The following is a 24,050-nucleotide window of genomic DNA, read 5'->3' as shown; positions in this document are numbered from 1 at the left end:
CGTGACAACCTTCGTCGCGAGGGGCACCACAGCACTTCATTTTTCTTGAATTTGTTTGGGGGGAGCTTTCATGGCTCGTATTTCCGGGCGCGGTCTGTCGCGCCTCGTCACCGCCGCTGCCGCCGTGGCCCTTGCCGGGGGGATGGCCGCGGGCACTGCTTCGGCACACACCACGGGCGCGCAGTTCGGCAGCGTCCAGGTCGCCGCCAAGAAGAAGCCGACGGCCGCCGCGCCGCAGTTCCCGATCGGCGCCGTCACCAAGGCGGACAAGTTCTACGTCTACACGCCCGACGGCAAGGGCGGACTGAGCCCCCGCTTCGGTCCGTTCAACAAGATGACCGAGCTCGACGCCGTCCAGGTCGACCGTGACGCCGACGGCAAGCACGACGCCGACTACTTCGTCACCAAGGAGGGCGACCTCAAGTGGCACGGCATGACCGGCCAGGACCGCACCATCGCGCGCCACTTCGAGTTCCGCAAGCTCCTCTCCCCGGGCAACCTGGGCGGCTCCAAGGAGGGCGACCTCCTGGCCACCGGCTACCAGGGCACGCTGTGGCTGTTCACCACCAAGTTCAACGGTGACATCGCGAGCAAGCAGAAGGTCGGCAGCGCCGGGGAGTTCGGCCAGTACGTCGCGTACGCGGGCCGTGGCGACCTCACCGGTGACGGCAGGGCCGACATCGTCGCCGAGGACATGAAGGGCGTCCTCTGGCTCTACAAGGGCACCGGCAACGCCAAGAAGCCGTTCGCGGAGCGTACGCGGATCGGCGGCGGCTGGGGCAAGTACAACCACCTCTTCTCCAACGGCGACCTGGACGGCGACGGCCGCAGCGACCTGCTCGCCCGCGACAACGCCGGCGCCCTGTGGCTCTACAAGGGCACGGGCAAGGCGTCCGCCCCCTTCAAGGCCCCGGTGAAGATCGGCAAGTCGGGCTGGAACCAGTACCGCCTGGTCTTCTGATCCTGCCGGCCTGATGGAGTCTCCTGTGAACCGGACCTTCCGTCGGCGTGCCCTCGCACGCCTCGTCACGACGGCCACGGCCGTCACCCTCGTCGGCGCCACGGCCGGTACGGCCCTGGCCGACGCGCCCGTTCACGACGCCGGGAGCACGCGGCGGGCAGCGCTGAGCGCGGCCGCCGATGCCCCGTCGACGGCCGCGGCGCACAGGCCGAGCGCGGACGCGCCGCTGGTCAACGTCGAGGGCGTCACCCGCTCCGGCGAGTTCCGCTGGTACGTCCCGAACGGCAAGGGCGGCCTGAGCCTCGGCGGTTCCGCCAAGGGCGCCTGGTGGAAGAAGACCAAGGCGTCGACCAACGTCGACCACGACCGGGACGGCCGTGCCAACGACGGCACGTACGAGCTCCGTACCAACGGCGACGTCCTCTACCAGGGGCGGGCCGGGCGCGCGAGCAAGGTGGCCGGCGGCTGGGGTGGTTACAACACCTTCTTCAGCCCCGGTGACCTCGGCGGCAACAGCGGTTCCGACATCGTCGTCCGCGACGGCAAAGGCGTGCTCTGGCTCTACCGGGGCAGCAACGCCCCGGGCGACTACGCCTCCCTCTCCCCGCGCAAGCGGATCGGCGGCGGCTGGAACGCCTACACCTCGATCACGGGCCGCGGCGACCTGACCGGCGACCACCGGACCGACATCGTCGCCCGGGACCGGAACGGCGTGCTCTGGCTCTACAAGGGCACCGGCAACGCCGACAAGCCCTTCGCGGACCGTACGCGCATCGGCGGCAGCTGGAACAAGTACACCCGCCTCGTCTCCACCGGCGACGTCAACGGGGACGGCCACGCCGACCTGTTGGCCGTCGACGGCAAGGGCGCGCTGTGGCTGTACAAGGGCACCGGCAAGGCGTCCGGGCCGTTCTCGTCGCCCACGAAGATCGGCAACTCGGGCTGGAACCAGTTCCGCCTGCTCTACTGACCTCCTTTTCCTCTTCAACTCTCCACGATTCATGGAGTCCTACGTGACCAACCGCGCCCTCTCGCGCATCGTGACCGCGGCCATCGCGGTCACCCTCGTCGGCACGACGGCCGGCACGGCTCTGGCGGACGGCCCGGCGGCTCCTCAGGCCGCCCAGGCCGCCCAGGCCAACCTCGGTGCCGCGGCGGCCCGCCAGGCCGGTTTCGGCACCCCGGACGGCCCGGCGCCGCAGCTGGCGGTCAAGGCCGTCGACAAGAAGGGCAACGTCTACCTCTACGAGCTCAACGGCAAGGGCGGCCTCACCAAGCGCAAGCCGGGCAAGAACACCGCCCAGTCCCGTACCGCCTGGCAGCACATGAAGGTGGCGGCCCAGCGGCACAGCCCCTACGGCAACGAAGAGGGCACCTTCTACCTCCAGACCAACAACGAGGCCTGGTTCGCCAGTCACGGCTACTCCCAGCGCGTCGGCACCAACTGGGGGATGTACGACGCCTTCCTCTCCCCCGGCAACCTCGGCGGCTCCAAGGACTCCGACCTTCTGACCCGCGACAAGTCCGGCGTCCTGTGGGCCTACCAGGCCGACATCATCGGCACGCTCAAGCCGCGCAAGAAGGTCGGCGGCGGCTGGGGCCAGTTCACTGCCATCGCCGGCCGCGGCGACTACACCGGTGACAAGAAGACCGACATCGTCGCCCGCGACAAGAAGGGTGACCTCTGGGTCTACAAGGGCACCGGCGACATCAACAAGCCCTTCGCCGGGCGCACCAAGGTCGGCGGCGGCTGGAACAAGTACAACCTGCTGGTCAGCACCGGTGACGTCGACGGCGACGGCCGCAGCGACCTGCTCGCCCGCGACAAGGGCGGCGTGATGTGGCTCTTCAAGGGCACGGGCAAGCAGTCCGCGCCGTTCACCAAGAACCCGGCCAAGCTGGGCGGCGGCTGGGGCGACTACCGTCTGGTCTTCTGACGGTCCCTCCGTCGCCCGGGTGACGAGTCTATAAACTCGGCCCGAACCTGTGCGGGGCGCTCCGTGGACGCGGAGCGCCCCGCTCTGTGCATCCCGAGCTAGGAGTCAACCTCCGTGACCCAAGTCCCCACCCGCCGCCGCGCGTTCGCGCGTCTTGTCACGGCCGTGACGGCCGCCGCCCTCGTCGGCACCACGGCCGCCGCAGCGGCGGCCGACACTCCCGCGCCCGTCCGGAAAGCGCCGCGACCGCTCGCCGGTACCGGGAAGGTGAGCTTCCCGCCGGACGCGCCGTTCTTCCCCGTCCAGGTGATCAACGGCAAGGGAGACGGGTACTTCTATCTCCCCAACGGCAAAGGCGGCCTGTCACCCCGCGAGGCCGCCGGTGCGGACCTGCAGGCAGTGAGGGCCGCGACTCAGGTCGATCACGACCGGGACGGCCTCTCCGACGGCCTCTATTTCCTCTCGGACCAGCATGACCTGACGTATGTGTCCGGTTCCACCGGCCGCCGGGTCGCATCCGACTGGGGCCAGTACGACAGCCTCTTCTCCCCCGGCACGCTCGGCGGCTCCAAGCAGTCCGACCTCCTCGTCCGCGACCGGCAGGGCACGCTCTGGCTCTACCTCGCGAAGGCCGACGGCTCGCTCTCCGGCCGGAAGAAGGTCGGCACCGGCTGGGGGCAGTACACCCAGATCACCGGCCGCGGCGACCTCACCGGCGACGGGAGGACGGACATCGTCGCCCGGGACAAGAAGGGGTTCCTGTGGCTCTACCCGGGAACCGGCAACGCCGACAAGCCCTTCAAGGCCCGCAAGCAGATCGGCGGCGGCTGGAACCAGTACAACCTGCTCCTCGGCACCGGTGACGTGGACCTCGACGGCCGCGCGGACCTGCTGGCCCGCGACAAGAGCGGTGCCCTGTGGCTCTACAGGGGCACGGGCAAGGCGTCGTCCCCCTACAAGTCCCGCGTGCTGATAGGCAAGTCGGGCTGGAACCAGTACCGCCTGGTGTTCTGACCCGCCATCCACGCACGAGGGCCGCACCCCGCCGGAACGGGGTGCGGCCCTCTTCATGGCCTACAGGCTGACGCGGTCCTTGTCCTTCCCCGCGGCGAGGCCCATGATCGCGCCCATCATGTCCTGGAGCTTGAGCTCCTTGGCGCCGGACGGTGCGGTGACCGGCTCGGGCCGGCCGCCGAGGCCGACGGTCACGGGCAGCTTGCCGTGCACGTCCTTGTCCAGCCGGCTCATGTCGAAGCCGATGGAGGAGAGCCTGCCGTCCTTGAGGGCCACGTCGAAGACGACGTCCTGGTCCGGGACCTCGCTGGGGTCGGGCAGCTTCTTGTCCTTGCCCGCCGCGCGGAGCTGCGATTCGAGCGGCTTGACCGCTTCCTTGAGCTCCTTGGCCGCCTTGCGCGCCGAGACCGTGACCTCGATGTGGCCGGAGCCCTTCTCCTTGATGCGGGAGTTCTCGGTGAGCGCCTTGCGCAGGGCTTCGGAGACCTGCTTCTCGGTCTTCTTGTCCAGGTCCTTGGACGCGTCGCCGTCCTTCTCCTGCGCCTTCTTGCGGAACTCCTCGACGTCCTTGGAATCGAGGACGACCCATTCGCCCTTGATGACGTCGCGGAACGCACCGAGGGCGGGCGGAAGTTGATCGACGCCCCGGAGCATCTCCTCGAAGTCGCGCTTTTCCGCGCGCTCCTTGGCGGTAACCGGCTTCTTCATTCCGGCGAGTGCCTTGAGGTCGGCGCGCAGATACGTCTTCTTGTCGAGGCTGCGGAACTCCAGGAGCGATCCGCCGTCCTTCTTGGCCACCTTGAAGGACACATTGACGCCGGCGCCCTTCTCGTCCTTGTCCTTGGTCTTCAGCGGCATATCGGAGCTGATCCCGTAGCTCAGCTTCAGCCCGGCGAGGATCTCGGCGTCCTCGCGGTCGATGCCGTCCTTGCCGTCCTTGAGCGCGGTGTGGATCTCGTCGGCACTCGCGTTCAAGGCGATGTCGAGCGCGACCGCCTTGTCCTCCCCCAGGCGGTCGAATGCCTTGTCCAGCTTGTCCGCGGCGCTCTTCTCGCCCGGGCCGCAGGCGACGGCGCCGGTCGTCATGAGAACGGCGCAGCAGGCCGCGGCCACGGCGGTGCGCTTTGTGCGCTTGGTAACGATGACATGCCCCCCATGTCGAACATTCTTCTTCTTTACGGGACAACTCAATGGCAAAGGCCGGGCAATGTCAAAAAGGTTTTCGGACGCCGCACGGATGCCGCGCAGATGCCGCATGGACGCCGCACGCGCGAGGGCCGCACCCCCCGGTCCGGGGAGTGCGGCCCTCGTTTCCCGCGTCGATCCCTTACTTGCGGATCAGCGAGCGCAGCACGTACTGCATGATGCCGCCGTTGCGGTAGTAGTCCGCCTCACCGGGGGTGTCGATGCGGACGACCGCGTCGAACTCCACGCCCGTGTCGGTCGTGACCTTGACCGTGCGCGGCGTGCGGCCCTCGTTGAGCTCGGTGACGCCGGCGAAGGAGAAGGTCTCCTCACCGGTCAGGCCGAGGGACTCCGCCGAGGCGCCCTCCGGGAACTGCAGGGGCAGGACGCCCATGCCGATGAGGTTCGAGCGGTGGATGCGCTCGTAGGACTCGGCGATGACGGCCTTGACGCCGAGGAGCGCGGTGCCCTTGGCCGCCCAGTCGCGGGACGAGCCGGAGCCGTACTCCTTGCCGGCCAGGACGACCAGCGGGATGCCCGCCGACTGGTAGTTCTGGGAGGCGTCGTAGATGAAGGAGACGGGGGCGTCCGCCTTCGTGAAGTCGCGGGTGAAGCCGCCCTCCGTGCCCGGCGCGATCTGGTTGCGCAGGCGGATGTTGGCGAACGTACCGCGGATCATGACCTCGTGGTTGCCGCGGCGGGAGCCGTAGCTGTTGAAGTCGCGACGCTCGACGCCGTGCTCCGTGAGGTACTTGCCGGCCGGGGTGTCGGCCTTGATCGCACCGGCCGGGGAGATGTGGTCGGTGGTGACCGAGTCGCCCAGCTTGGCCAGGACGCGGGCGCCGGTGATGTCCGTGACGGGAGTGGTCTCCATCGTCATGCCCTCGAAGTACGGGGGCTTGCGGACGTAGGTGGACTCGGCGTCCCACTCGAAGGTGTTGCCGGTCGGGATCGGCAGGGCCTGCCACTGGGCGTCGCCCGCGAAGACGTCCTGGTAGGACTTGTTGAACATGTCCTCGCCGATGGCGTTGGCCACGACGTCGTTGACCTCGGCCTCGGAGGGCCAGATGTCCTTCAGGAAGACCGGGTTGCCGTCCTGGTCGGTGCCCAGGGCGTCCCGCGTGATGTCGACCTTCATGGAGCCGGCGATCGCGTAGGCGACGACCAGCGGCGGGGACGCCAGGTAGTTCATCTTGACGTCGGGGTTGATCCGGCCCTCGAAGTTGCGGTTGCCGGAGAGCACCGAAGTGACGGCCAGGTCGTGGTCGTTGACGGCCTTGGAGACCTCCTCCGGCAGCGGGCCGGAGTTGCCGATGCAGGTGGTGCAGCCGTAACCGACCAGGTTGAAGCCGACCTTGTCGAGGTACGGGGTCAGGCCCGCCTTGTCGAAGTAGTCGGTGACGACCTTGGAGCCGGGGGCCAGGGTGGTCTTGACCCAGGGCTTGCGGGTCAGGCCCTTCTCGACCGCCTTCTTGGCCACGAGCGCGGCGGCGACCATGACGTAGGGGTTCGAGGTGTTGGTGCAGGAGGTGATCGCGGCGACGGTGACGGCGCCGTGGTCGATCTGGTAGGTCGAGCCGTCGGGGGCGGTGACGGTGACCGGGTTCGACGGGACGCCGTCGGCGGCGGCCGGGGAGTCGGAGGCCGGGAAGGACTCCTCGCCCGCCTCGTCCGCGGTGGAGACGTAGTTGAGGACGTCACGCTCGAACTGCGTGGCGGCGTTGGCCAGGACGATGCGGTCCTGCGGGCGCTTCGGGCCGGCGATGGAGGGGACGACCGTGGAGAGGTCGAGCTCCAGCTTCTCGGAGAAGTCCGGCTCGGCGGCCGGGTCCAGCCACAGGCCCTGCTCCTTGGCGTACGCCTCGACGAGCGCGACCTGCTGCTCGGAACGGCCCGTGAGCTTGAGGTAGTTCAGGGTCTCGCCGTCGATCGGAAAGATCGCCGCGGTGGAGCCGAACTCCGGCGACATGTTGCCGATGGTGGCGCGGTTGGCCAGCGAGGTGGCGGCGACGCCCTCGCCGTAGAACTCGACGAACTTGCCGACGACGCCGTGCTTGCGCAGCATCTCGGTGATCGTGAGGACGAGGTCGGTGGCGGTGGTGCCGGTGGGCAGCTCACCGGTCAGCTTGAAGCCGACGACGCGCGGGATGAGCATCGAGACCGGCTGGCCGAGCATCGCGGCCTCGGCCTCGATGCCGCCGACGCCCCAGCCGAGCACACCGAGGCCGTTGACCATGGTGGTGTGCGAGTCGGTGCCGACGAGGGTGTCCGGGTAGGCCTGGCCGTTGCGGACCATGACCGTGCGGGCCAGGTGCTCGATGTTCACCTGGTGGACGATGCCGGTGCCCGGCGGGACGACCTTGAACTCGTCGAAGGCGGTCTGGCCCCAGCGCAGGAACTGGTAACGCTCCTTGTTGCGGCCGTACTCCAGCTCGACGTTCTGGCCGAAGGCGTCCTTGGTGCCGAACTTGTCGGCGATGACGGAGTGGTCGATGACCAGCTCGGCCGGGGCCAGCGGGTTGATCTTCGCCGGGTCGCCGCCGAGCTCCTTGACGGCCTCGCGCATGGTGGCCAGGTCGACGACACAGGGCACGCCGGTGAAGTCCTGCATGATCACGCGGGCCGGCGTGAACTGGATCTCCTGCGACGGCTGGGCCTGGGAGTCCCAGCTGCCGAGGGCACGGATGTGGTCGGCGGTGATGTTGGCGCCGTCCTCGGTGCGGAGCAGGTTCTCCAGGAGGACCTTGAGGCTGTAGGGAAGGCGCGCGGAGCCCTCGACCTTGTCCAGCCGGAAGATCTCGTACGACTCGTCGCCCACCTTCAGCGTGCTGCGGGCGTCGAAGCTGTTCGCCGACACGACAGTCTCCTTCATGTGCATGAATGCGCGTACTGCGGCCATCCTGCCGCGACACGGTCGCACCACATCCGCTAAGGTTCACCTAACTTAGGTCCGCCTTAGTGGCGCGAGAGCGGTACGCCTCTACGCAGATATCTCGATGTCGAGATAACTCTAGTACATCGATGGAGGTCCGGTCATGCCTGGATTCCGTTCGTCCGGTTTGCCTCTCATGTTCCAGTGAACCCACTACCGCGGGTGATCGCACCGGGGCATCGGAAAATCCGATTCCACGGGTCCCCTCCGGTTCCTACGATCACGGGATGACGGCTCCCCGGTACCCCGCCAAGCCCCGCCCCGGCGACAAAGTCGCCATCGTGTCCCCGTCGTCCGGCCTGCCCGGCCTCTTCCCCGCCCCCTTCGAGCTCGGACTGCACAGGCTGCGCGAGGACTTCGGGCTGGTGCCCGTGGAGTACCCGGCGACCCGGACGATGCACGCGACGCCCGGGCAACGGGCGGCCGATCTCCACACGGCCTTCGCCGACCCGGAGATCAAGGCCGTGATCGCCAGCGTCGGGGGCGACGACCAGATCACCGTCCTGCCCCACCTCGACCGTGAACTCCTCCGCACCCACCCCAAGCCGTTCCTCGGGTACAGCGACAACACCAACCTGCTGCTGCTCCTGCGCAACCTGGGCATCGTGGGGTACCACGGGGGCTGCGCGATGGTCCAGTTCGGGCGGCCCGGAGCCCTGCACCCGATGACCGCGGACTCCCTGCGGGCCGCGCTGTTCACCTCCGGCCCGTACGAACTCGCCCCGGCCACGGCCTCCGGGGACGTCGAGCGCCCCTGGGACGACCCGCGCACCTTCGCCTCCGAACCGGCCATGGAGCCCGCCGGGGGCTGGAGTTGGCACCGCGCCGACCGGGTCGTCGAGGGGCCGGGCTGGGGCGGCGAGGTGGAGGTGCTGTCCTGGCTGCTGATGGCCGGGCGGGAGATCCTGCCGCCGGAGGACTACGCGGGCAACGTGCTCTTCCTGGAGACCTCGGAGGAACTGCCCGGCGCGGAGGCGGTGCACCGGATCCTGCGCAGCATGGGCGAGCGAGGGCTGCTGCGGCAGTTCCCCGCGCTGCTGATGGGCCGGGCCAAGAGCTGGTCGTTCGAGAAACCCCTCACGGCCCCCGAGCGGGCCCGCTTCCGCGCGGAGCAGCGTACGGCGGTGCTGCGCGCCCTGGACCGTTACGCACCGGAGACGATGGCCGTCTTCGACGTCGACCTCGGTCACACCGACCCGCAGGTGGTGATCCCGGTCGGAGGCCGCATCCGGGTGGACGGGCCGGCCCGGCGGATCACGGTCACGTACTGAGCGCGGCGCCCCGCCGACACCGTGGCCGACAGCCGCACAGGGCCGGGCGGGGCGGAACGTCCGGGCGGCGGAACCCGCTCCGCGACGTGGACGCTGCGGTACGGGACGGACCCCGCGGCTCAGGCCGCGCCCCGCACCGGGTCCAGCACCGCCAGATCGAGCGCGGCCAGCCGCCCCGGGTCCGCGATCACCTCGTACGCCGCGATCCGGCCGTCCACGACCGTGGGGACGAGGACGAGGAGCAGCCGGCCGCGCGGGGCCACGACGACGCCCACGGCGCCGTCCACCAGCGCCGTCTGCGCGTGGCGGGCCCGGCGGCCGAGGACGGCGGTCTCGCGTACGACGGCGTTCGCGCCGCGGACCTCGGCCGGGACGCCGGGCGGCAGGGCGGCGGGGTCGGCGCGGCGGACGGCGTCGGGGGCGAGCACCGCGAGGAGCCCTTCGAGGTCGCCGTCGCGCGAGGCGGCGAGGAAGGCGTCGACGACGTCCCGCTGCCGGGCGAGGTCCGCCTCGGGGACCACGGGGCTGCCGTGCACCTTGTGGCGGGCGCGGCTGGCGAGCTTCTTCGTGGTGGCGGGGGTGCGGCCCACGACCGGTGCGATCTCGTCGAACGGCACGGAGAAGAGGTCGTGCAGCACGAAGGCGACCCGCTCGGCCGGTCCCAGCCGGTCCAGGACCACGAGCAGCGCACGGCCCACGGAGTCCAGGAGCAGCACCTCGTCCTCGGGGCCGTCCCCGTCCGGCAGCGGGACGTCACGGGCCGGCTCCTCGCGGCGCGCGGCGCGGGAGCGCAGCATGTCCAGGCAGACCCGGGAGACGACCGTCGTCAGCCAGGCGCCCAGGTTCCCGATGCCCTCGGCACCGGTGCGATCGAGCCGCAGCCAGGTCTCCTGAACGGCGTCGTCCGCCTCGGCGGGCGAGCCGAGCATCCGGTGGGCGACGGCCCGCAGCCGCCCCCTGTGCTGCTCGAACCGTTCCGCCGCGCCGTCGCACCCGTCCACGGGTCACCTTTCCGCGCCGCGGTCCGTCGACCTGACGACCGGCCGAATCGCTTGTACAGACAGGGCGAGGTGACCACGATGAGCACCCTGATCCGGACCTCCGTCGAGCAGCCCCTGCTGAGCCCCTTCCGGCTCGGGGACCTCAGGCTCCCCAACCGCACCGTCATGGCCCCGGCCACCCGCGCCCGGGCGGCCGGGGCCGGACTCGTGCCGACGGCGCTGCACGCCGCGTACTACGGCCAGCGGGCCGCCGCGGGGCTGATCGTCACCGAGGGCACCTGGGTCGACGAGCGGGCCGTCGGCTTCGTCCGCGTCCCGGGCGTCTGGAGCGACGAGCAGGTCGAGGGCTGGCGGCGGGTGACGGACGTCGTCCACTGCCTCGGCGGCCGGATCGTGCTCCAGCTCTGGCACACCGGCGCCGTCTCGCACCCCGACCACCTGGGCGGCGAGCGGCCCCTGGGCCCGTCGGCGGTCGATCCGCGCGAGACGTCCTTCACGGCGGACGGACGCCGGCCCACGGTCGTCCCGCGCGCGATGACCCGCGCGGAGATCGAGGGGACGGTCGCCGCGTACGGGACCGCGTCCGCGAACGCCCGGCGGGCCGGGTTCGACGGGGTGGAGATCCATGCCGTCGGCCCGTACCTGATCCCGCAGTTCCTCAACCCGCGGCTGAACCGCCGCACCGACGCCTACGGCGGGACGCCCGCCCGGCGCCGCCGACTGCTGCTGGAGGTCGTCGGGGCGGCCGCGGCGCCCTGGCCCGGGCGCCGGGTGGGCGTACGGCTGTCGCCGTACTGGACGTCCGCCCGGTTCGCCCCCGACGCCCGGACGCTCGCCGAGTTCGACGAGCTCGTGGACGTGCTGAACGGCTGTCCGCTGGCCTATCTGCACCTGCGCGGCCGGGACCCGGTCCCGCCGGAGGCCGGGCCCGACTTCGCGGCGCTCGACCGCTACCGGCGGCTGTTCCACGGCCCGTTGATCGCCAACAACGGCTTCGACCGGGCCTCCGCGAACGCCCTGATCGCGGCGGGCATCGCCGACGCCGTCTCGTTCGCCACGCACTTCATCGCCAACCCGGACCTGGTCAGCCGGTTCGCGCTGGGGCAGGAGCTGACGGCCGGCGACCCGGCCACGTACTACTCGGGCGGGGCCGAGGGGTACGTCGACTACCCGGTCTGCACCCACTGGACCCGGTGAGGACATCGTGGGCCTCCTCTCCGGGGGGGGCTCCGGGGGCCGGCTCTCTATCCTCTCCGTCCTATCACCGGGCCGGGACGGGCGCGGAACGTGCTGCTCCGTCCGGGTTGCGCGGGGGGGACGCAGGGTTTTCCGCCAGCTCTCGCCGATTGTCGGCCATATACGTCAACTACCAGGAAATTTCCGCCTTCTGTGTTTTGAACACCCCTCCGGGCTCGCAGGATACGCGTCGGGAACATCTGCACCAGAAAACCCATACATCACAAAGTCGTGGAGAGGATCGGGAAATGGCGGAACGGAGCCCGGAAGAGCATGAGGCACGTCGGCTGCTGATGCAGTGGATATTCGGTTCCCGGGCCACGGAGGTTCTGGTCACCGCGCTCCGGCTGAACATCCCGGAAACCCTCGGGGACGGCGGGGCGGACGTGGCCGATCTCGCCCGTTCCTGCGACATCCCCGCCGGACAGCTGAACCGGCTGATGCGGGCCCTGGCAAGCCTCGGGCTGTGTACCGAGCCCTCCCCCGGGCGCTATGCGCTCACGGAGGCCGGCGCGCTGCTCCGGTCCGGACACCCGGACTCGCTGGGCGACTTCGCCCGGTTCCACACCGCGCCGGTGGCCGTGGAGCCCTGGTCCCGCCTGGAGTCCAGCCTGCGCACCGGGCACACCGCCTTCGACGAGCACTTCGGCATGCCGCTCTACGAGTACTTCGCCGACAAGCCGGAACTGACGGCGACCTTCAACTCGGCCATGAGCCAGGAGAGCAACAAGGTGGCCGTGGAGCTGCCCGGACACTACGACTTCGGGCGCCACGGCACCGTCATGGACATCGGCGGCGGGGACGGGACGCTGCTCACCGCGATCCTCCAGCGCCATCCCGGCCTCAAGGGCGTGGTGTTCGAGAGCGCCGAGGGCGCGGCGCAGGCGGCCGGCACCGTGAAGGCCGCCGGTCTGGAGGGACGTTGCTCGGTCGCCACCGGCGACTTCTTCCGGAGCGTGCCGTCCGGCGCGGACCTCCTCGTCGTCAAAAGCGTCATCCACAACTGGGACGACGAGCGCGCGGCCGCCATTCTCCGCAACTGCCGCGAGGCACTGCCCGACCACGGCCGCGTCCTCATCGTCGAGGTCGTCCTCCCCGAGACGGCGGCCCCCGACACCGCGGAACTCAATCCCTACATCAAGGATCTCCAAATGCAGATCCTGGTGAGCGGCAAGGAACGCACCCGCTCGGATTTCGAGGAATTGTGCGGACGGGCGGGTCTGCGGGTCACGGACGTGCTCCCGTTGCCGTCGTACACGGGGTTCTCGATCGTGGAGGCGGTGCGGGCGTAGTGGTTCCCGGCGGTGCCCCTCCGGGCGCCGCCGGGACCTGCAACACCCGTACGAGTGAACGCCTGATTGAGAGCCCGGCGTGCGTGCGGCCATTGCTGTAGATCCTGGACAGTCGTCATGCTGCTACCACGATGCTTCGCAGGAGGCCCCATGAGCACGCAACCTCACACGTACGCAGCCGACGACCCCGAAACCGCGCTGAAGTACGCGATCCAGCACATCAAGGGAGACCGTGTGCAGATCGTGGAGGGGGTCATCGACGCCGTGTCACCGAGCTGGGATCACGAGAACGCCGCGGATGTGATCCGTGAGCAAATCGGCCCCACCATGCGAAAACTCTCCTGCCGAGCCGGGTCCGGCGATCTGGATCTCCCCGGCAGCCCCAACTGGTACGTGCCGGACCTTGCCGTGGTGCCCAAGGACCTCGCCAAAGGAGCAGGGGCCCTGTTCCCGGACCAGACGCTCCTGATCGTCGAGGTCACCTCGGACTCGAACGGGGACAACGACAGAATCGTGAAGCGCCGCCGCTACGCCGAGTACGGCGCCCCGCTCTACCTCCTCGTCGACCGCCAGGAGCGCTCCTGCACGCTCTTCTCGGAGCCCGGCGAGCTCGGCTACACGAAGGCCGACGGCCCCCGCCCGTTCGGCACGCCCGTGCGACTCCCCGAGCCCTTCGAACTCGACCTGGACACCTCGGAGTTCTGATTCCCCTCAGGAGGAGTCACCGCGGCGCGTGCCGCGCCATGTACGTCGCGAAGGGCTCGATGCCCACCCCGGCGCGCAGGGCGTCCACCCGGTCCGGCTCGCGGCACGGCCACGGGACGGGGCCGCCGTCGGCGTCGACGCCGGCGATCTGGGTGCCGTAGATCTGCTCGCGCCCCTCGTTGGTCAGCATCCGGTCGGTCAGGAAGGCCAGGTCGCGGGCCGCCGCCCCGCCGGCCTCGACCGCCGCCGTCATCAGCTCCACCGCCCGGCGCTGCACGTGGAGTTGATGGTCGGCGTGCTGGGCGATCAGCCAGGCGGCGCGGGCCGCCTCCTCGCCGACGAGGGCGGCCGTGGGCCAGCCATGGGCGTCCATGATCCCGGCGAGCCGGTCGCCATGGCGGGCGGTCAGGCGGCGCCAGGCCAGCCGCTCGGCCACGTCCTCGCTGTGCGCCATGGCCGTCGCCGCATGGTCCTCGGCGGCCATGGCCACCAGCTCCGCGGCCAGTTCCGTCTCCCGGTCGGTCATCGGGCCGACCCTCCTTCCCCAGGCCGCCCGGTGCGGCCCGCGCCTCACACTAGGCGGCTCTGAGCTGCGGAAACTTCTCCTGAAGGGGGGTGACAAGCCCGGCTCGGGACCGGGATACTGAAGCTGTGCCCGATCCGGTGCGGACCAGATCGAGGTTCTCCCCCTCCGACTGACGGGGCCCGGCCCGGTCCATGGCACCCCTTCGCCCGCCCGACCAGGGAACGACTCCGGTTTCACACCCCCTCCACCGAACGATCTCATATCTGAGATACCGTCTGACTCATGACAGACGCCTACCTCGCCCGCATCGGCAAGCTCATCCGTGACGCCCGGCAGCACCGCGGCTGGACCCAGGCGCAGCTCGCCGACGCACTCGGTACCAGCCAGAGCGCGGTCAACCGCATCGAGCGCGGAAATCAGAACATCAGCCTTGATATGATCGCCCGCATCGGTGAGGCCCTGGACAGCGAGATCGTCTCCCTCGGCTACGCGGGTCCCATGCATCTGCGCGTCGTCGGCGGCCGCCGGCTGTCCGGTTCGATCGACGTGAAGACCAGCAAGAACGCCTGCGTGGCCCTGCTCTGCGCGACCCTCCTCAACGCCGGCCGCACCACCCTGCGGCGCGTCGCGCGGATCGAGGAGGTCTACCGGATCCTGGAGGTGCTCGGCAGCATCGGCGTGCGCACCCGCTGGATCAACGACGGCAACGACCTGGAGGTCGTCCCGCCGGCCGACCTCGACCTGGCGTCGATGGACCGGGAGGCGGCCCGCCGCACCCGGAGCGTCATCATGTTCCTCGGGCCCCTCCTGCACCGCATGGACCAGTTCGGCATCCCCTACGCCGGCGGCTGCGACCTGGGCACGCGGACGGTCCAGCCGCACATGGCGGCCCTGCGCCACTTCGGTCTGGAGATCACCGCGACCGACGGCACGTACCACGCCCGCGTCGACCGCGAGGTCCGTCCGACCCGCGCCATCGTGCTGACCGAGCGCGGGGACACCGTCACCGAGAACGCCCTGCTGGCCGCCGCCCGGCACGACGGCGTGACCGTCATCCGCAACGCCAGCTCCAACTACATGGTCCAGGACCTCTGCTTCTTCCTGGAGGAACTGGGCGTACGGGTGGAGGGCGTGGGCACCACGACCCTCACCGTCCACGGCGTCGCCCGCATCGACCGGGACGTGGACTACGCGCCGTCCGAGGACCCGGTCGAGGCCATGAGCCTGCTGGCCGCCGCCGTGGTCACCGAGTCCGAACTGACCATCCGCCGCGTGCCCGTGGAGTTCCTGGAGATCGAGCTCGCGGTGCTGGAGGAGATGGGCCTCGACCACGAGCGCAGCCCCGAGTACCGCGCCGACAACGGCCGCACCCGGCTGCTCGACCTCACCGTGCGCCCCTCCAAGCTCCGGGCCCCCATCGACAAGATCCACCCGATGCCCTTCCCCGGGCTCAACATCGACAACGTCCCGTTCTTCGCGGCGATCGCCGCCTCCGCCCAGGGCCAGACCCTCATCCACGACTGGGTCTACGACAACCGCGCCATCTACCTCACGGACCTCAACCGCCTCGGCGCCGACGTCAAGCTCCTCGACCCGCACCGCGTCCTGGTCGAGGGCCCGACCCGCTGGCGCTCGGCCGAGATGATGTGCCCGCCGGCGCTGCGCCCCGCGGTGGTGGTGCTGCTGGCGATGATGGCGGCGGAGGGCACGTCCGTGCTGCGCAACGTCTATGTGATCAACCGGGGTTACGAGGACCTGGCGGACCGGCTGAACTCGATCGGCGCGCAGATCGAGATCTTCCGGGATATCTAGGACGGGCGCCGGGTGCGGGGCGGGAACCGCCTCACACCCGGGCCAGCTCGCTCGCCCCGAACGACACGTCGAAGCGGTCGCACCAGATGCTGACGCTCGTGTACCGGGACAAGTCGAGGTCCTTGGGCAGGGTGTAGTTCTGGTCGCCCTTGTTGCCCTTCAGGGAGCCCAGGCTCACATGGGCCCCGTCGTCGAAGACGTACCAGCCTGCCTTGCCCGGCTTCACGGGGGCGTCGCTGAGCAGGACCTTCACGTCGGGGCCGTTGCTGGTGGAGAGGCCCTCCAGGCGCAGGGTGCGGCTCCCGTCGGGGGCCTGGAGGATCTTGACCGCGCCCGAGGTGGTGTGTTCGTGGCTGATGAGGCTGCCGGTGGCGAGGGTGCGGGCGGCGGCGGTGGCGGATTCGTGGACGGTGCGGTCCTGCCAGAGTTTCCAGGGCTGGAACCAGTAGGCGGCGGCGCCGATCAACAGGACGCCGACCCCCAGCGCACCGACGACCACCGGCCTCCGCAGCCACTTCCGTACGCGTCCCATGCCCCGCTCCTCGATGTCGCCGATCGCTCTGTACCGGGGGTAACGACCGACACGTCGGGATTTCTCCCCCGTTATGGAACGACCGCCGTTATGGAACGACCGCGATCCCGTCCAGCTCGACCAGCGCCTCCTCGTCCCACAGCCGCACCACGCCGATCACCGCCATCGCCGGATACTCCCGGCCCGCCAGCCTCCGCCACACCGCGCCCAGTTCGGCCGCGCACGCGCGGTAGGCGGCGACGTCGGTCGTGTAGACGGTGACGCGGGCCAGGTGGGACGGGTCGCCGCCCGCGGCGGCCAGGGCGGTCAGCAGGTTCGACAGGGCGCGCTCGAACTGGGCCGCCGGGCCGCCGGAAACGACGCGGCCGCGGGCGTCCAGGGCCGTCTGGCCCGCGAGGAGGACCAGCCGGCCGCCGGTGGCGGTCACGGCGTGGGAGAAGCCGCGCGGCGGGGAGAGGGAGGCGGGGTTCAGCCGCTCCAGGCTCATCGGTACAACTCCCGGGCTATCACGGTGCGCTGGACCTCCGTGGCACCCTCGTAGATGCGCGGGGCGCGGACCTCGCGGTAGAGGTGCTCCAGCAGATGCCCCTTCTCCAGGGCACGGGCGCCGTGGATCTGGATCGCCGCGTCCACGACGTACTGTGCCGTCTCGGTGGCGTAGAGCTTGGCCATGGCCGAGCGGCCGGTGACGTCCGCCGCGCCCGCGTCGTGGGCGGCGGCCGCCGAGTGGACGAGGAGGGCGGCCGCCTCGGTGCGGGTGGCCATCTCGGCGAGCTGGTGCGAGACGGCCTGGAGGTCCTTCAACGGGCCGCCGAACGCCCGGCGTTCGCCGGCGTGGGCGAGGGCGGCGCGCAGGGCGGCGCGCGCCATGCCCACGGCGAGGGCGCCGACGCTCGGCCGGAAGAGGTCGAGCGTACGCATGGCCAGCCGGAAGCCGCCGTCCACCTCCCCCACGACGTCCTCGGGGCCGACCGGGACGCCGTCGAAGGTGAGGGTGCCGACGGGGTGCCCGCCGGTCATCTCCCGCGGGTGGCCGCCGAGTCCGGGGCGGCCGGCGGGGACCAGGAAGGCGGTGATGCCGTGCGCGCGGGCGCCCGGGCGGGTCCGGGCGAAGACCGTGTGGAGGTCGGCGCCGGGGGCGTTGGAGATCCAGGTCTTCTCGCCGTGCAGGGTCCAGCCGTGCGCGGCCGGTTCGGCGCGCAGCTCCAGCGCCGCCGCGTCCGAGCCCGCGCCCGGCTCGCTGAGCGCGAACGCCGTGACGGCGCGTCCCGCCACGACCTCCGGCAGCCACCGCGACCGCTGCTCCGCCGTGCCGGCGAGCACCACCGGGCAGGCGCCGAGCCCCTGGAGGGCGAGGGCCGTCTCGGCCGCGGTGGACTCCTGGGCGAGCGACTCGCGCAGCAGGCACAGGTCCATGGCCCGTACGATGCCGTCCTCGGGCAACACCCGGGCCAGCAGGCCGAGTTCGCCGAGCGCGGCGACCAGGGGGCGGTTGACGCGGCCGGGTTCGCCGGCGGCGGCCAGCGGGTGTAATCGCCGCGCGGCGAGCGTGCGCAGCTCCGCGCACCAGGCGCGCTGCTCCCGGTCCAGGGCGAAGGACGTCGTCACCGTATATCCCCTCTGTCGCGCTCTGTTGACTGTCGTCACGGCCTCGTTACGCTGGCAGCGCATCCGTACGGTCGGCAAGTCCCCCAGGGGGTGTCCGATGACGGACACCCCCTGCGCACCTCCACTCCTTCCCCGGCACGAGGGGGCGCATCCCGCCATGGACGCCATGGGGCTCCTCCCGTCGGCGCATGTCGACACCTTCGCCCGCGACAGCCTGCCGCCCGCCGCGCAGTGGCCCCGGCTCCGCTTCGACCTGGGCGCCCCGCACTACCCCGACCGCCTCAACTGCGGCGCGGAGCTGCTGGACGGGACCATCGCCCGGCTGGGGCCGGACCGGCCCGCGGTCCGCGACCGGGCCGGCGCGGTCTGGACCTACGGCGAGCTCAAGGAGCGCGTCGACCGCGTCGCGCACACGCTCGTGGAGGACCTGGGCGTGGTCCCCGGCAACCGGGTGCTGCTGCGCGGTCCCACCACGCCCCATCTCGCGGTCTGCTGGCTCGCGGTGATGAAGGCCGGCGCCGTCGCCGTGACCGTCCTGGCCGCCCACCGGGCCCGGGAGCTGGCGGAGATCTGCCGCATCGCGCGCATCCGGCACGCCCTGTGCGACGCGCGGTCGGCCGGGGAGCTCGTCAAGGCGGCGGTGCCCTCCCTGCGGATGACGCTCTTCGGCGGCGGTTCACCCCGCGACCTGCTGCGCCTGTCGGCGCGCAAACCGCCATCGTACGACCCGGTGCCGACCTCCGCGGACGACGTCGCGATCGTCGCGTTCACCTCCGGGACCACCGGACGCCCCAAGGGCTGCCTGCACTTCCACCGCGACGTGCTCGCCGTGGCCGACACCTTCTCCGCCCGCCTCGTGCGCCCGCGCCCGGACGACGTCTTCGGCGGCAGCCCGCCGCTCGGCTTCACCTTCGGCCTCGGCGGCCTCGTCGTCTTCCCGCTGCGCGCCGGCGCCTCGACGCTGCTCGCCGACCGGTCCGGCGCCGGGCAGCTGCTCGCCGACGTCCAACGGCAGCGGATCTCCGTGCTGTTCACCGCGCCCACCGCCTACTGTGATGCGCCAGAAATCAGAGGCGTAAGTGGCTAGGGTTTTCTCATGTCACCAGGGCCTCGTGCTGTTGAAATTGTGTTGTCCGCTGAGGAGTTCACGGAGCTGACGCGGTGGGCCGACGGGGCGGCAGGGGCGCGTCTGGCGGAACGGGCGCGGATTGTCCTGGCCTGCGCCGAGGGGCTGCCGACCGTGCGTGTGGCGGCGAAGCTCGGCGTGACGGCGGACACGGTCCGCAAGTGGCGAACACGGTTCGCTGAGCGGCGGATGGATGCTCTGACGGACGCGCCGCGGCCGGGCCGGCGCAAGGCGGGACTGGTCCTGACCGACGAGGAGCATGTCCAGCTGACGCGCTGGGCGAGGCGGGCGAAGACCGCGCAGTACCTCGCTCTGCGCGCGAAGATCGTGCTGCGGTGCGCGGAAGGCGGGACGAACAAGCAGGTCGCCGCCGAGCTGGGCATTGCCCATGCGACGGTGAACCGCTGGCGGTCCCGCTTCATCGCCCGCCGTCTGGACGGACTGGCGGACGAGCCGCGCGTGGGCCGTCCGCCGTCGATCCTGCTGGACCAGGTCGAGGACGTCCTCGTGGCGACGCTGGAGTCCACGCCCGGCCGGGACACGCACTGGTCGCGGGCCTCCATGGCGAAGCACTCGGGCCTGTCGAAGTCGACGGTCGGGCGGATCTGGAAGCGGTTCGATCTCAAGCCACACTTGCAGGACACCTTCAAGCTCTCCACCGACCCGCAGTTCGTCGCCAAGGTCGTCGACGTCGTCGGCCTGTACCACCACCCGCCCGAGAAGGCGGTAGTGCTGTGCGTGGACGAGAAGAGCCAGATCCAGGCTCTGGACCGTTCCCAGCCGGTCCTGCCGATGATGCCGGGGATGCCCGAGCGGCGTACCCACGACTACTTCCGGCACGGCATCACCAGCCTGTTCGCCGCCTTCAACATCGCCGACGGCACCGTCATATCGGAACTCCACCGCCGTCACCGGGCCATCGAGTTCAAGAAGTTCCTGGTCACGATCGACAAGGCAGTGCCGCGCGAACTCGATGTGCACCTGGTATGCGACAACTACGCCACCCACAACACCCCCGAGATCAGGACGTGGCTGGGCCGGCATCCCCGCTTCCACGTGCACTTCACCCCCACCGGTTCCTCCTGGCTCAACCAAGTGGAGCGGTGGTTCGGCCTGCTGACCGACAAACTCATCCGCCGCGGTGTCCACCGCTCTGTGAAGGCCCTGGAAGACGACATCAGGGCATGGATCGAGACGTGGAACGAGAACCCACGGCCCTTCACCTGGACCAAGACCGCCGACGAGATCCTCAACTCGCTCGCGGACTACCTCGCGAAGATCGCCCCGCCCGACACCAAGACTCCCTAGCCACTTACGCCTCTGATTTCTGGCGCATCACACTACCGGGCCATGCTCGAACGCATCGGCGCGCACGACACCTCGTCCCTGCGGCGGTGCGTCTCCGCGGGCGAGCACCTGCCCGCCGCGCTGTGGCACGCGTGGCGGCGGGCGACCGGGCTGCGCCTGGTCAACGGCATAGGGGCGACCGAGATGCTGCACATCTTCCTCGCCGCCGACGACGACGCCCGCCCCGGCACCACCGGCCGGCCCGTGCCCGGCTACGAGGCCCGCGTGGTCGGTGACGACGGCGTCCCGGTCCCCGACGGCTCCCCCGGGCTGCTGGCGGTGCGCGGCCCCACCGGCTGCCGCTACCTCGCCGACGAACGGCAGACCGCGTACGTACGGGACGGGTGGAACGTCACGGGCGACCGCTATGTCCGGGACGCCGAGGGCTGGTTCACCTTCCTCGGCCGCGCCGACGACCTGATCGTCTCCGCCGGGTACAACATCGCGGGCGCCGAGGTCGAGGACGCGCTGCTGCGCCATCCGGACGTGCTGGAGGCGGCCGTCGTCGGGCGGCCGGACGAGCGGCGGGGCGAAGTGGCCGTCGCCCACGTCGTCCTGCGGGCCGGGGTGCCGCGCGACGGGGCGGCCGCGGAGCGGCTGCGGGAGTTCACCACAAAGGAGATCGCCCCCTACAAGTGCCCTCGCGAGATCGTGTTCCACGACGCGCTCCCCCGCACCCCCAACGGCAAACTCCAGCGCTTCCTGCTGCGTTCGGGGCCCCCGCCGGCTCCTTTACAGTCTCCCCGTGACTGACCAGCAGCCGCTGCCCCACACCCCCCGCTCCCTGATCGTCTCCTTCTACGGCGCGTACGGACGCGGGGTGGCCGGACGACCGGCCGGCCCGGTGCCGATCGCGGCGCTGATCCGGCTCCTCGGCGCGGTGGGCGTCGACGCACCGTCGGTGCGGTCGGCCATCTCCCGGCTCAAGCGGCGCGGTCTGCTGACCTCGTCCCGGGCGGCGGGCGGCGCGGCCGGGTACGGACTGTCCGGCGCCGCGCACCAGCTCCTGTCCGACGGCGACCGGCGCATCTACGTCCGGCCGTCGTCCCCCCGGCCGGGACACCACGGCTGGCTCCTGGCCGTCTTCTCCGTCCCCGAACACGAGCGCCACAAGCGGCACTTGCTGCGCTCGCGGCTGGCGCGGCTGGGGTTCGGCACGGCCGCGCCGGGTGTGTGGATCGCGCCCGCCCACGTCCACGACGAGACCCGCCACACGCTGGAGCGCCTCGGGCTGGCCGGCTATGTGGAGCTCTTCCGCGGCCGTCATCTCGGCTTCGAGCCGACGGCGGACGCGGTGGCCCGCTGGTGGGACCTGGACGCGCTGGCCCGGCGCCACCGGGCCTTCCTCGACGCCCACGAGCCGGTGCTGCGCCGCTGGACCCGACGGCGCGCGACGCCGGCGGAGGAGGCGTACCGGGACTACCTCCTGGCCCTGGACGCCTGGCGGCGCCTGCCGTACGCCGACCCGGGACTGCCGGTGGGGCTGCTGCCGGAGGGATGGCCGGGGGTGCGGGCGGGGCGGGTGTTCGCCGGGCTGCACGGGCGGTTGCGGGACGCGGGGGAAGGGTTCGTGGTGCAGGTGCTGGAGTAACGCCGCGCGAAAGTCCCGGAGCTGCGAAAGTCCTGGGGGCGGGGCCGGTCACGGTCCGTCGGGGCCGTGCAGCCGGAGTTCGTACGCCAGCAGCGCCGCCTGCGTGCGGTTCTCGACGCCGAGCTTGGTGAGGGCACGGGAGACGTACGTCTTGGTGGTGGACATGCTCATGTACAGCCGTCCGGCGATCTCGGCGTTGCCCATGCCCTCCCCGAGGAGGTCGAAGACCTGCCGTTCGCGTTCGCTGAGCCGGGCGACCCGGGCACGGGCCTCGTCCGCGCCCCGGTCCAGGGGCGCGCTGCGGGAGAGGAGTTGCCGCGTGACCGCGGGGGACAGCACCGTGCCCCCGGCGGCGACCGTGCAGACGGCGTGGATCAGCTGTTCCGGGTTGAGCTGCTTCAGCAGGAACCCCGACGCCCCCGCGTGCAGCGCGGCGGTGATGTTCTCGTCCATGCCGAACGTGGTCAGGACGAGCACCTTGGGGGGATCGGGCTGCGCGAGGAGGCGCCGCGTGGCGGTCAGCCCGTCGCAGCCGGGCATCTCGATGTCCATCAGCACCACGTCCGGGCGGCAGCGGCGGACCTCGTCGAGGACCTCGGCACCGTCCCGGGCCTCCCCCATGACCGTGATCTCCTCGGCGGCCTCCACGATGGCGCGGATCCCGGCGCGCACCAGGGCGTCGTCGTCGGCGATCAGGACACGGATCATGCGGTCTCTCCTCGGTGCGGGATGCGGGCCTGTGCGCGGGTGCGGGCCGGTGCGCGGGTGCGGGGATGTCGCAGGGGGATGTCAGGGCCGGGGAACCGGCAGCCGGGCCTCCAGGACGAAGCCCCCGCCGGGCCCGGGGGCCGTCGTCAGGGTGCCGCCCGCGGACCGGACCTCCTCGCGGAGCCAGCCGAGGCCGTGGCCGGTGCCCGGCAGCGGGTCGCCGCCCGGCGGCGGCGCCCCGTTGCGCACGGCGACGACCATCTCGCCGTCGGTCTGCTCGATCCGGATGTCGACGGCGGCGCCGCGGGCGTGGCGGGCGGCGTTGCTCAGCCCCTCCGAGACGACCTTGTAGGCGAGGTCCTGGGCGGCCGGGTCCGGCGGGACCCGGGAGATGCGGACGGCGACGGTGACCGGGTGGCCGCCGCTGCGGTAGCGGCCGATCACCGGGGCCAGGTCCGCCAGGGCGTACCGGCGGCCGGCCGGCGGCACGTCGTCCGGGCCGGGCGTCCTCGCGAGCGTGACGATCTCCCGCAGCGCCTCGACGGCGTCGCGCCCCGCGTCGGAGACGATCCGGCAGCGCTCCTTGACCGGTTCCGAGGCGTCCTTGCGGACCGCGATGGCACCGGCCTGGAGCACCATGAGCGTGATCTGCCGCCCGACCCCGTCGTGGATCTCCCGTACGAGCCGCTCGCGCTGGCGCAGGGCCTCCTCGCGGAGCCGGCCCTCCTGCAACAGGGCCTCCTGCGCCTGCTGTTCGGCGGTGAGCTCGGCCATCCTCTGGTTCGTCTTGGCCAGGTAGCCCAGGAGCACCGGCACCAGGACGATCACCGCGGCCCCGGAGAGCGTGGCCTCCGGGTGCGGGGCGTGCGCGGCCAGCGCCTCCGGCGTCGCCAGGGCGAAGACCAGGGAGACGAGCACCAGGACCGCGGCCAGGACGGAGCGGCCCTGGCGGACGGCGGTGTAGCAGGCCACCGTGGTGCTCATCAGATGGCCGGTGACCACGACGCCGGCGAGGGAGAGCGCGCTGTAGGGCAGGAGCAGGCGCTCGCGCCACACCGTGGCCACCGCGACGGCGAGGGAGAGCAGCAGGCCCGCGGTCCGGTTCGGGACGAGCCCGGCCTGCGGCAGGGCCAGCGCGATCTCGACGAGCGGAATGCCGTAGAGCAGCGCCAGGACGGGGTTCTTCCACCGGCTGCCGCAGAGGGCGGCGTACCACTCCATACCCAGGCCGCGCGTCGCCGGGGACTGCTGCTCGGACATGGAACG

General features: G+C 71.3%; 20 protein-coding genes and 2 pseudogenes. 13 read left to right on the top strand and 9 right to left on the bottom strand.

Annotation, left to right across the window (positions count from 1 at the left end):
- Nucleotides 1-70 precede the first annotated feature (70 nt).
- The 4 genes from AB8735_RS28480 to AB8735_RS28465 all read left to right on the top strand — a co-directional run bounded on the left by AB8735_RS28480 (nt 71) and on the right by AB8735_RS28465 (nt 3,912).
- A complete protein-coding gene (locus AB8735_RS28480; RefSeq protein WP_372410236.1) occupies nt 71-961 on the top strand; it encodes an FG-GAP repeat domain-containing protein in 891 nt (296 codons plus the stop codon).
- A gap of 25 nt (nt 962-986) precedes the next feature.
- The gene (locus AB8735_RS28475) at nt 987-1,931 is read left to right on the top strand and encodes an FG-GAP repeat domain-containing protein (protein WP_372410233.1); all 945 of its coding nucleotides are present in this window, start codon (nt 987-989) and stop codon (nt 1,929-1,931) included.
- Nucleotides 1,932-1,974: 43 nt separating this feature from the next.
- Nucleotides 1,975-2,898 (top strand): FG-GAP repeat domain-containing protein, encoded by a 924-nt coding sequence (locus AB8735_RS28470; protein WP_372410231.1) that lies wholly within the window; start codon nt 1,975-1,977, stop codon nt 2,896-2,898.
- 114 nt (nt 2,899-3,012) lie between these two features.
- Nucleotides 3,013-3,912, top strand: coding sequence for a VCBS repeat-containing protein (locus tag AB8735_RS28465; protein WP_344025103.1), 900 nt, complete (start codon nt 3,013-3,015; stop codon nt 3,910-3,912).
- A 60-nt stretch (nt 3,913-3,972) separates the two neighbouring features.
- Here the strand turns inward: AB8735_RS28465 and AB8735_RS28460 are convergent, their stop codons facing one another.
- Together AB8735_RS28460 and acnA are read right to left on the bottom strand one after the other, a co-directional pair.
- Nucleotides 3,973-4,998 carry a hypothetical protein gene (locus tag AB8735_RS28460; RefSeq protein WP_372410228.1) on the bottom strand — a complete coding sequence of 342 codons (1,026 nt, stop codon included), beginning with the start codon at nt 4,996-4,998 and terminating at the stop codon, nt 3,973-3,975.
- A gap of 241 nt (nt 4,999-5,239) precedes the next feature.
- Nucleotides 5,240-7,954, bottom strand: a complete 2,715-nt coding sequence (gene acnA, locus AB8735_RS28455) for an aconitate hydratase AcnA (protein ID WP_372410226.1) — start codon at nt 7,952-7,954, stop codon at nt 5,240-5,242.
- 302 nt (nt 7,955-8,256) lie between these two features.
- Here acnA and AB8735_RS28450 point away from each other — a divergent pair, with 302 nt between their 5' ends.
- Entirely contained in the window at nt 8,257-9,300 is a 1,044-nt protein-coding gene (locus tag AB8735_RS28450) for a S66 peptidase family protein (protein ID WP_372410223.1), read from the top strand.
- Nucleotides 9,301-9,419: 119 nt separating this feature from the next.
- Here AB8735_RS28450 and AB8735_RS28445 read toward each other — a convergent pair whose 3' ends face one another.
- Nucleotides 9,420-10,301 (bottom strand): sigma-70 family RNA polymerase sigma factor, encoded by an 882-nt coding sequence (locus tag AB8735_RS28445; protein ID WP_372410221.1) that lies wholly within the window; start codon nt 10,299-10,301, stop codon nt 9,420-9,422.
- A 78-nt stretch (nt 10,302-10,379) separates the two neighbouring features.
- On the opposite strand from AB8735_RS28445, the gene AB8735_RS28440 reads away from it, so the two are divergent.
- From AB8735_RS28440 to AB8735_RS28430, 3 genes are all read left to right on the top strand, one after another.
- The gene (locus tag AB8735_RS28440) at nt 10,380-11,498 is read left to right on the top strand and encodes an alkene reductase (protein ID WP_372410218.1); all 1,119 of its coding nucleotides are present in this window, start codon (nt 10,380-10,382) and stop codon (nt 11,496-11,498) included.
- A gap of 287 nt (nt 11,499-11,785) precedes the next feature.
- Nucleotides 11,786-12,829: a methyltransferase gene (locus tag AB8735_RS28435; protein WP_372410215.1), complete on the top strand. Its 1,044-nt coding sequence runs from the start codon at nt 11,786-11,788 to the stop codon at nt 12,827-12,829.
- 150 nt (nt 12,830-12,979) lie between these two features.
- Nucleotides 12,980-13,534 carry a Uma2 family endonuclease gene (locus tag AB8735_RS28430; RefSeq protein ID WP_372410214.1) on the top strand — a complete coding sequence of 185 codons (555 nt, stop codon included), beginning with the start codon at nt 12,980-12,982 and terminating at the stop codon, nt 13,532-13,534.
- Nucleotides 13,535-13,550: 16 nt separating this feature from the next.
- Here AB8735_RS28430 and AB8735_RS28425 read toward each other — a convergent pair whose 3' ends face one another.
- Nucleotides 13,551-14,060 (bottom strand): DUF6624 domain-containing protein, encoded by a 510-nt coding sequence (locus AB8735_RS28425; RefSeq protein ID WP_372410213.1) that lies wholly within the window; start codon nt 14,058-14,060, stop codon nt 13,551-13,553.
- A 282-nt stretch (nt 14,061-14,342) separates the two neighbouring features.
- Between AB8735_RS28425 and AB8735_RS28420 the strand changes: the two genes are divergently transcribed.
- Nucleotides 14,343-15,872 carry a UDP-N-acetylglucosamine 1-carboxyvinyltransferase gene (locus AB8735_RS28420; RefSeq protein WP_344025125.1) on the top strand — a complete coding sequence of 510 codons (1,530 nt, stop codon included), beginning with the start codon at nt 14,343-14,345 and terminating at the stop codon, nt 15,870-15,872.
- A 31-nt stretch (nt 15,873-15,903) separates the two neighbouring features.
- Here the strand turns inward: AB8735_RS28420 and AB8735_RS28415 are convergent, their stop codons facing one another.
- The 3 genes from AB8735_RS28415 to AB8735_RS28405 all read right to left on the bottom strand — a co-directional run bounded on the left by AB8735_RS28415 (nt 15,904) and on the right by AB8735_RS28405 (nt 18,012).
- Complete coding sequence (locus AB8735_RS28415) at nt 15,904-16,404, bottom strand: DM13 domain-containing protein (protein ID WP_344025127.1); 501 nt, start codon at nt 16,402-16,404, stop codon at nt 15,904-15,906.
- A gap of 88 nt (nt 16,405-16,492) precedes the next feature.
- Complete coding sequence (locus tag AB8735_RS28410) at nt 16,493-16,891, bottom strand: RidA family protein (RefSeq protein ID WP_372410211.1); 399 nt, start codon at nt 16,889-16,891, stop codon at nt 16,493-16,495.
- Entirely contained in the window at nt 16,888-18,012 is a 1,125-nt protein-coding gene (locus AB8735_RS28405) for an acyl-CoA dehydrogenase family protein (protein ID WP_372410210.1), read from the bottom strand. The genes AB8735_RS28410 and AB8735_RS28405 overlap by 4 nt, the downstream gene beginning before the upstream one ends.
- 166 nt (nt 18,013-18,178) lie before the next feature.
- On the opposite strand from AB8735_RS28405, the pseudogene AB8735_RS28400 reads away from it, so the two are divergent.
- From AB8735_RS28400 to AB8735_RS28385, 4 genes and pseudogenes are all read left to right on the top strand, one after another.
- Nucleotides 18,179-19,063: pseudogene (locus AB8735_RS28400) on the top strand (AMP-binding protein); the annotation flags it as partial.
- Between the two features lie 45 nt (nt 19,064-19,108).
- The gene (locus AB8735_RS28395; RefSeq protein ID WP_372406756.1) at nt 19,109-20,446 is read left to right on the top strand and encodes an IS630 family transposase; all 1,338 of its coding nucleotides are present in this window, start codon (nt 19,109-19,111) and stop codon (nt 20,444-20,446) included.
- Nucleotides 20,447-20,476: 30 nt separating this feature from the next.
- A pseudogene (locus AB8735_RS28390) lies at nt 20,477-21,238 on the top strand (AMP-binding protein); the annotation flags it as partial.
- Nucleotides 21,231-22,076, top strand: coding sequence for a PaaX family transcriptional regulator C-terminal domain-containing protein (locus AB8735_RS28385; protein WP_372410208.1), 846 nt, complete (start codon nt 21,231-21,233; stop codon nt 22,074-22,076). The pseudogene AB8735_RS28390 and the gene AB8735_RS28385, both read left to right, overlap by 8 nt.
- A gap of 48 nt (nt 22,077-22,124) precedes the next feature.
- On the opposite strand, the gene AB8735_RS28380 is transcribed toward AB8735_RS28385, so the two are convergent.
- Nucleotides 22,125-22,784 carry a response regulator gene (locus tag AB8735_RS28380; RefSeq protein ID WP_372410206.1) on the bottom strand — a complete coding sequence of 220 codons (660 nt, stop codon included), beginning with the start codon at nt 22,782-22,784 and terminating at the stop codon, nt 22,125-22,127.
- Nucleotides 22,785-22,865: 81 nt separating this feature from the next.
- Nucleotides 22,866-24,044 (bottom strand): histidine kinase, encoded by a 1,179-nt coding sequence (locus AB8735_RS28375; RefSeq protein ID WP_344025137.1) that lies wholly within the window; start codon nt 24,042-24,044, stop codon nt 22,866-22,868.
- Between the last annotated feature and the right edge of the window lie 6 nt (nt 24,045-24,050).

The organism is Streptomyces luteireticuli, from assembly GCF_041519305.1.
GTDB lineage: Bacteria > Actinomycetota > Actinomycetes > Streptomycetales > Streptomycetaceae > Streptomyces > Streptomyces luteireticuli.
The sequence above is the reverse complement of the archived record's forward strand: the minus strand, read 5'-3'. Positions and strand labels throughout refer to the sequence as shown.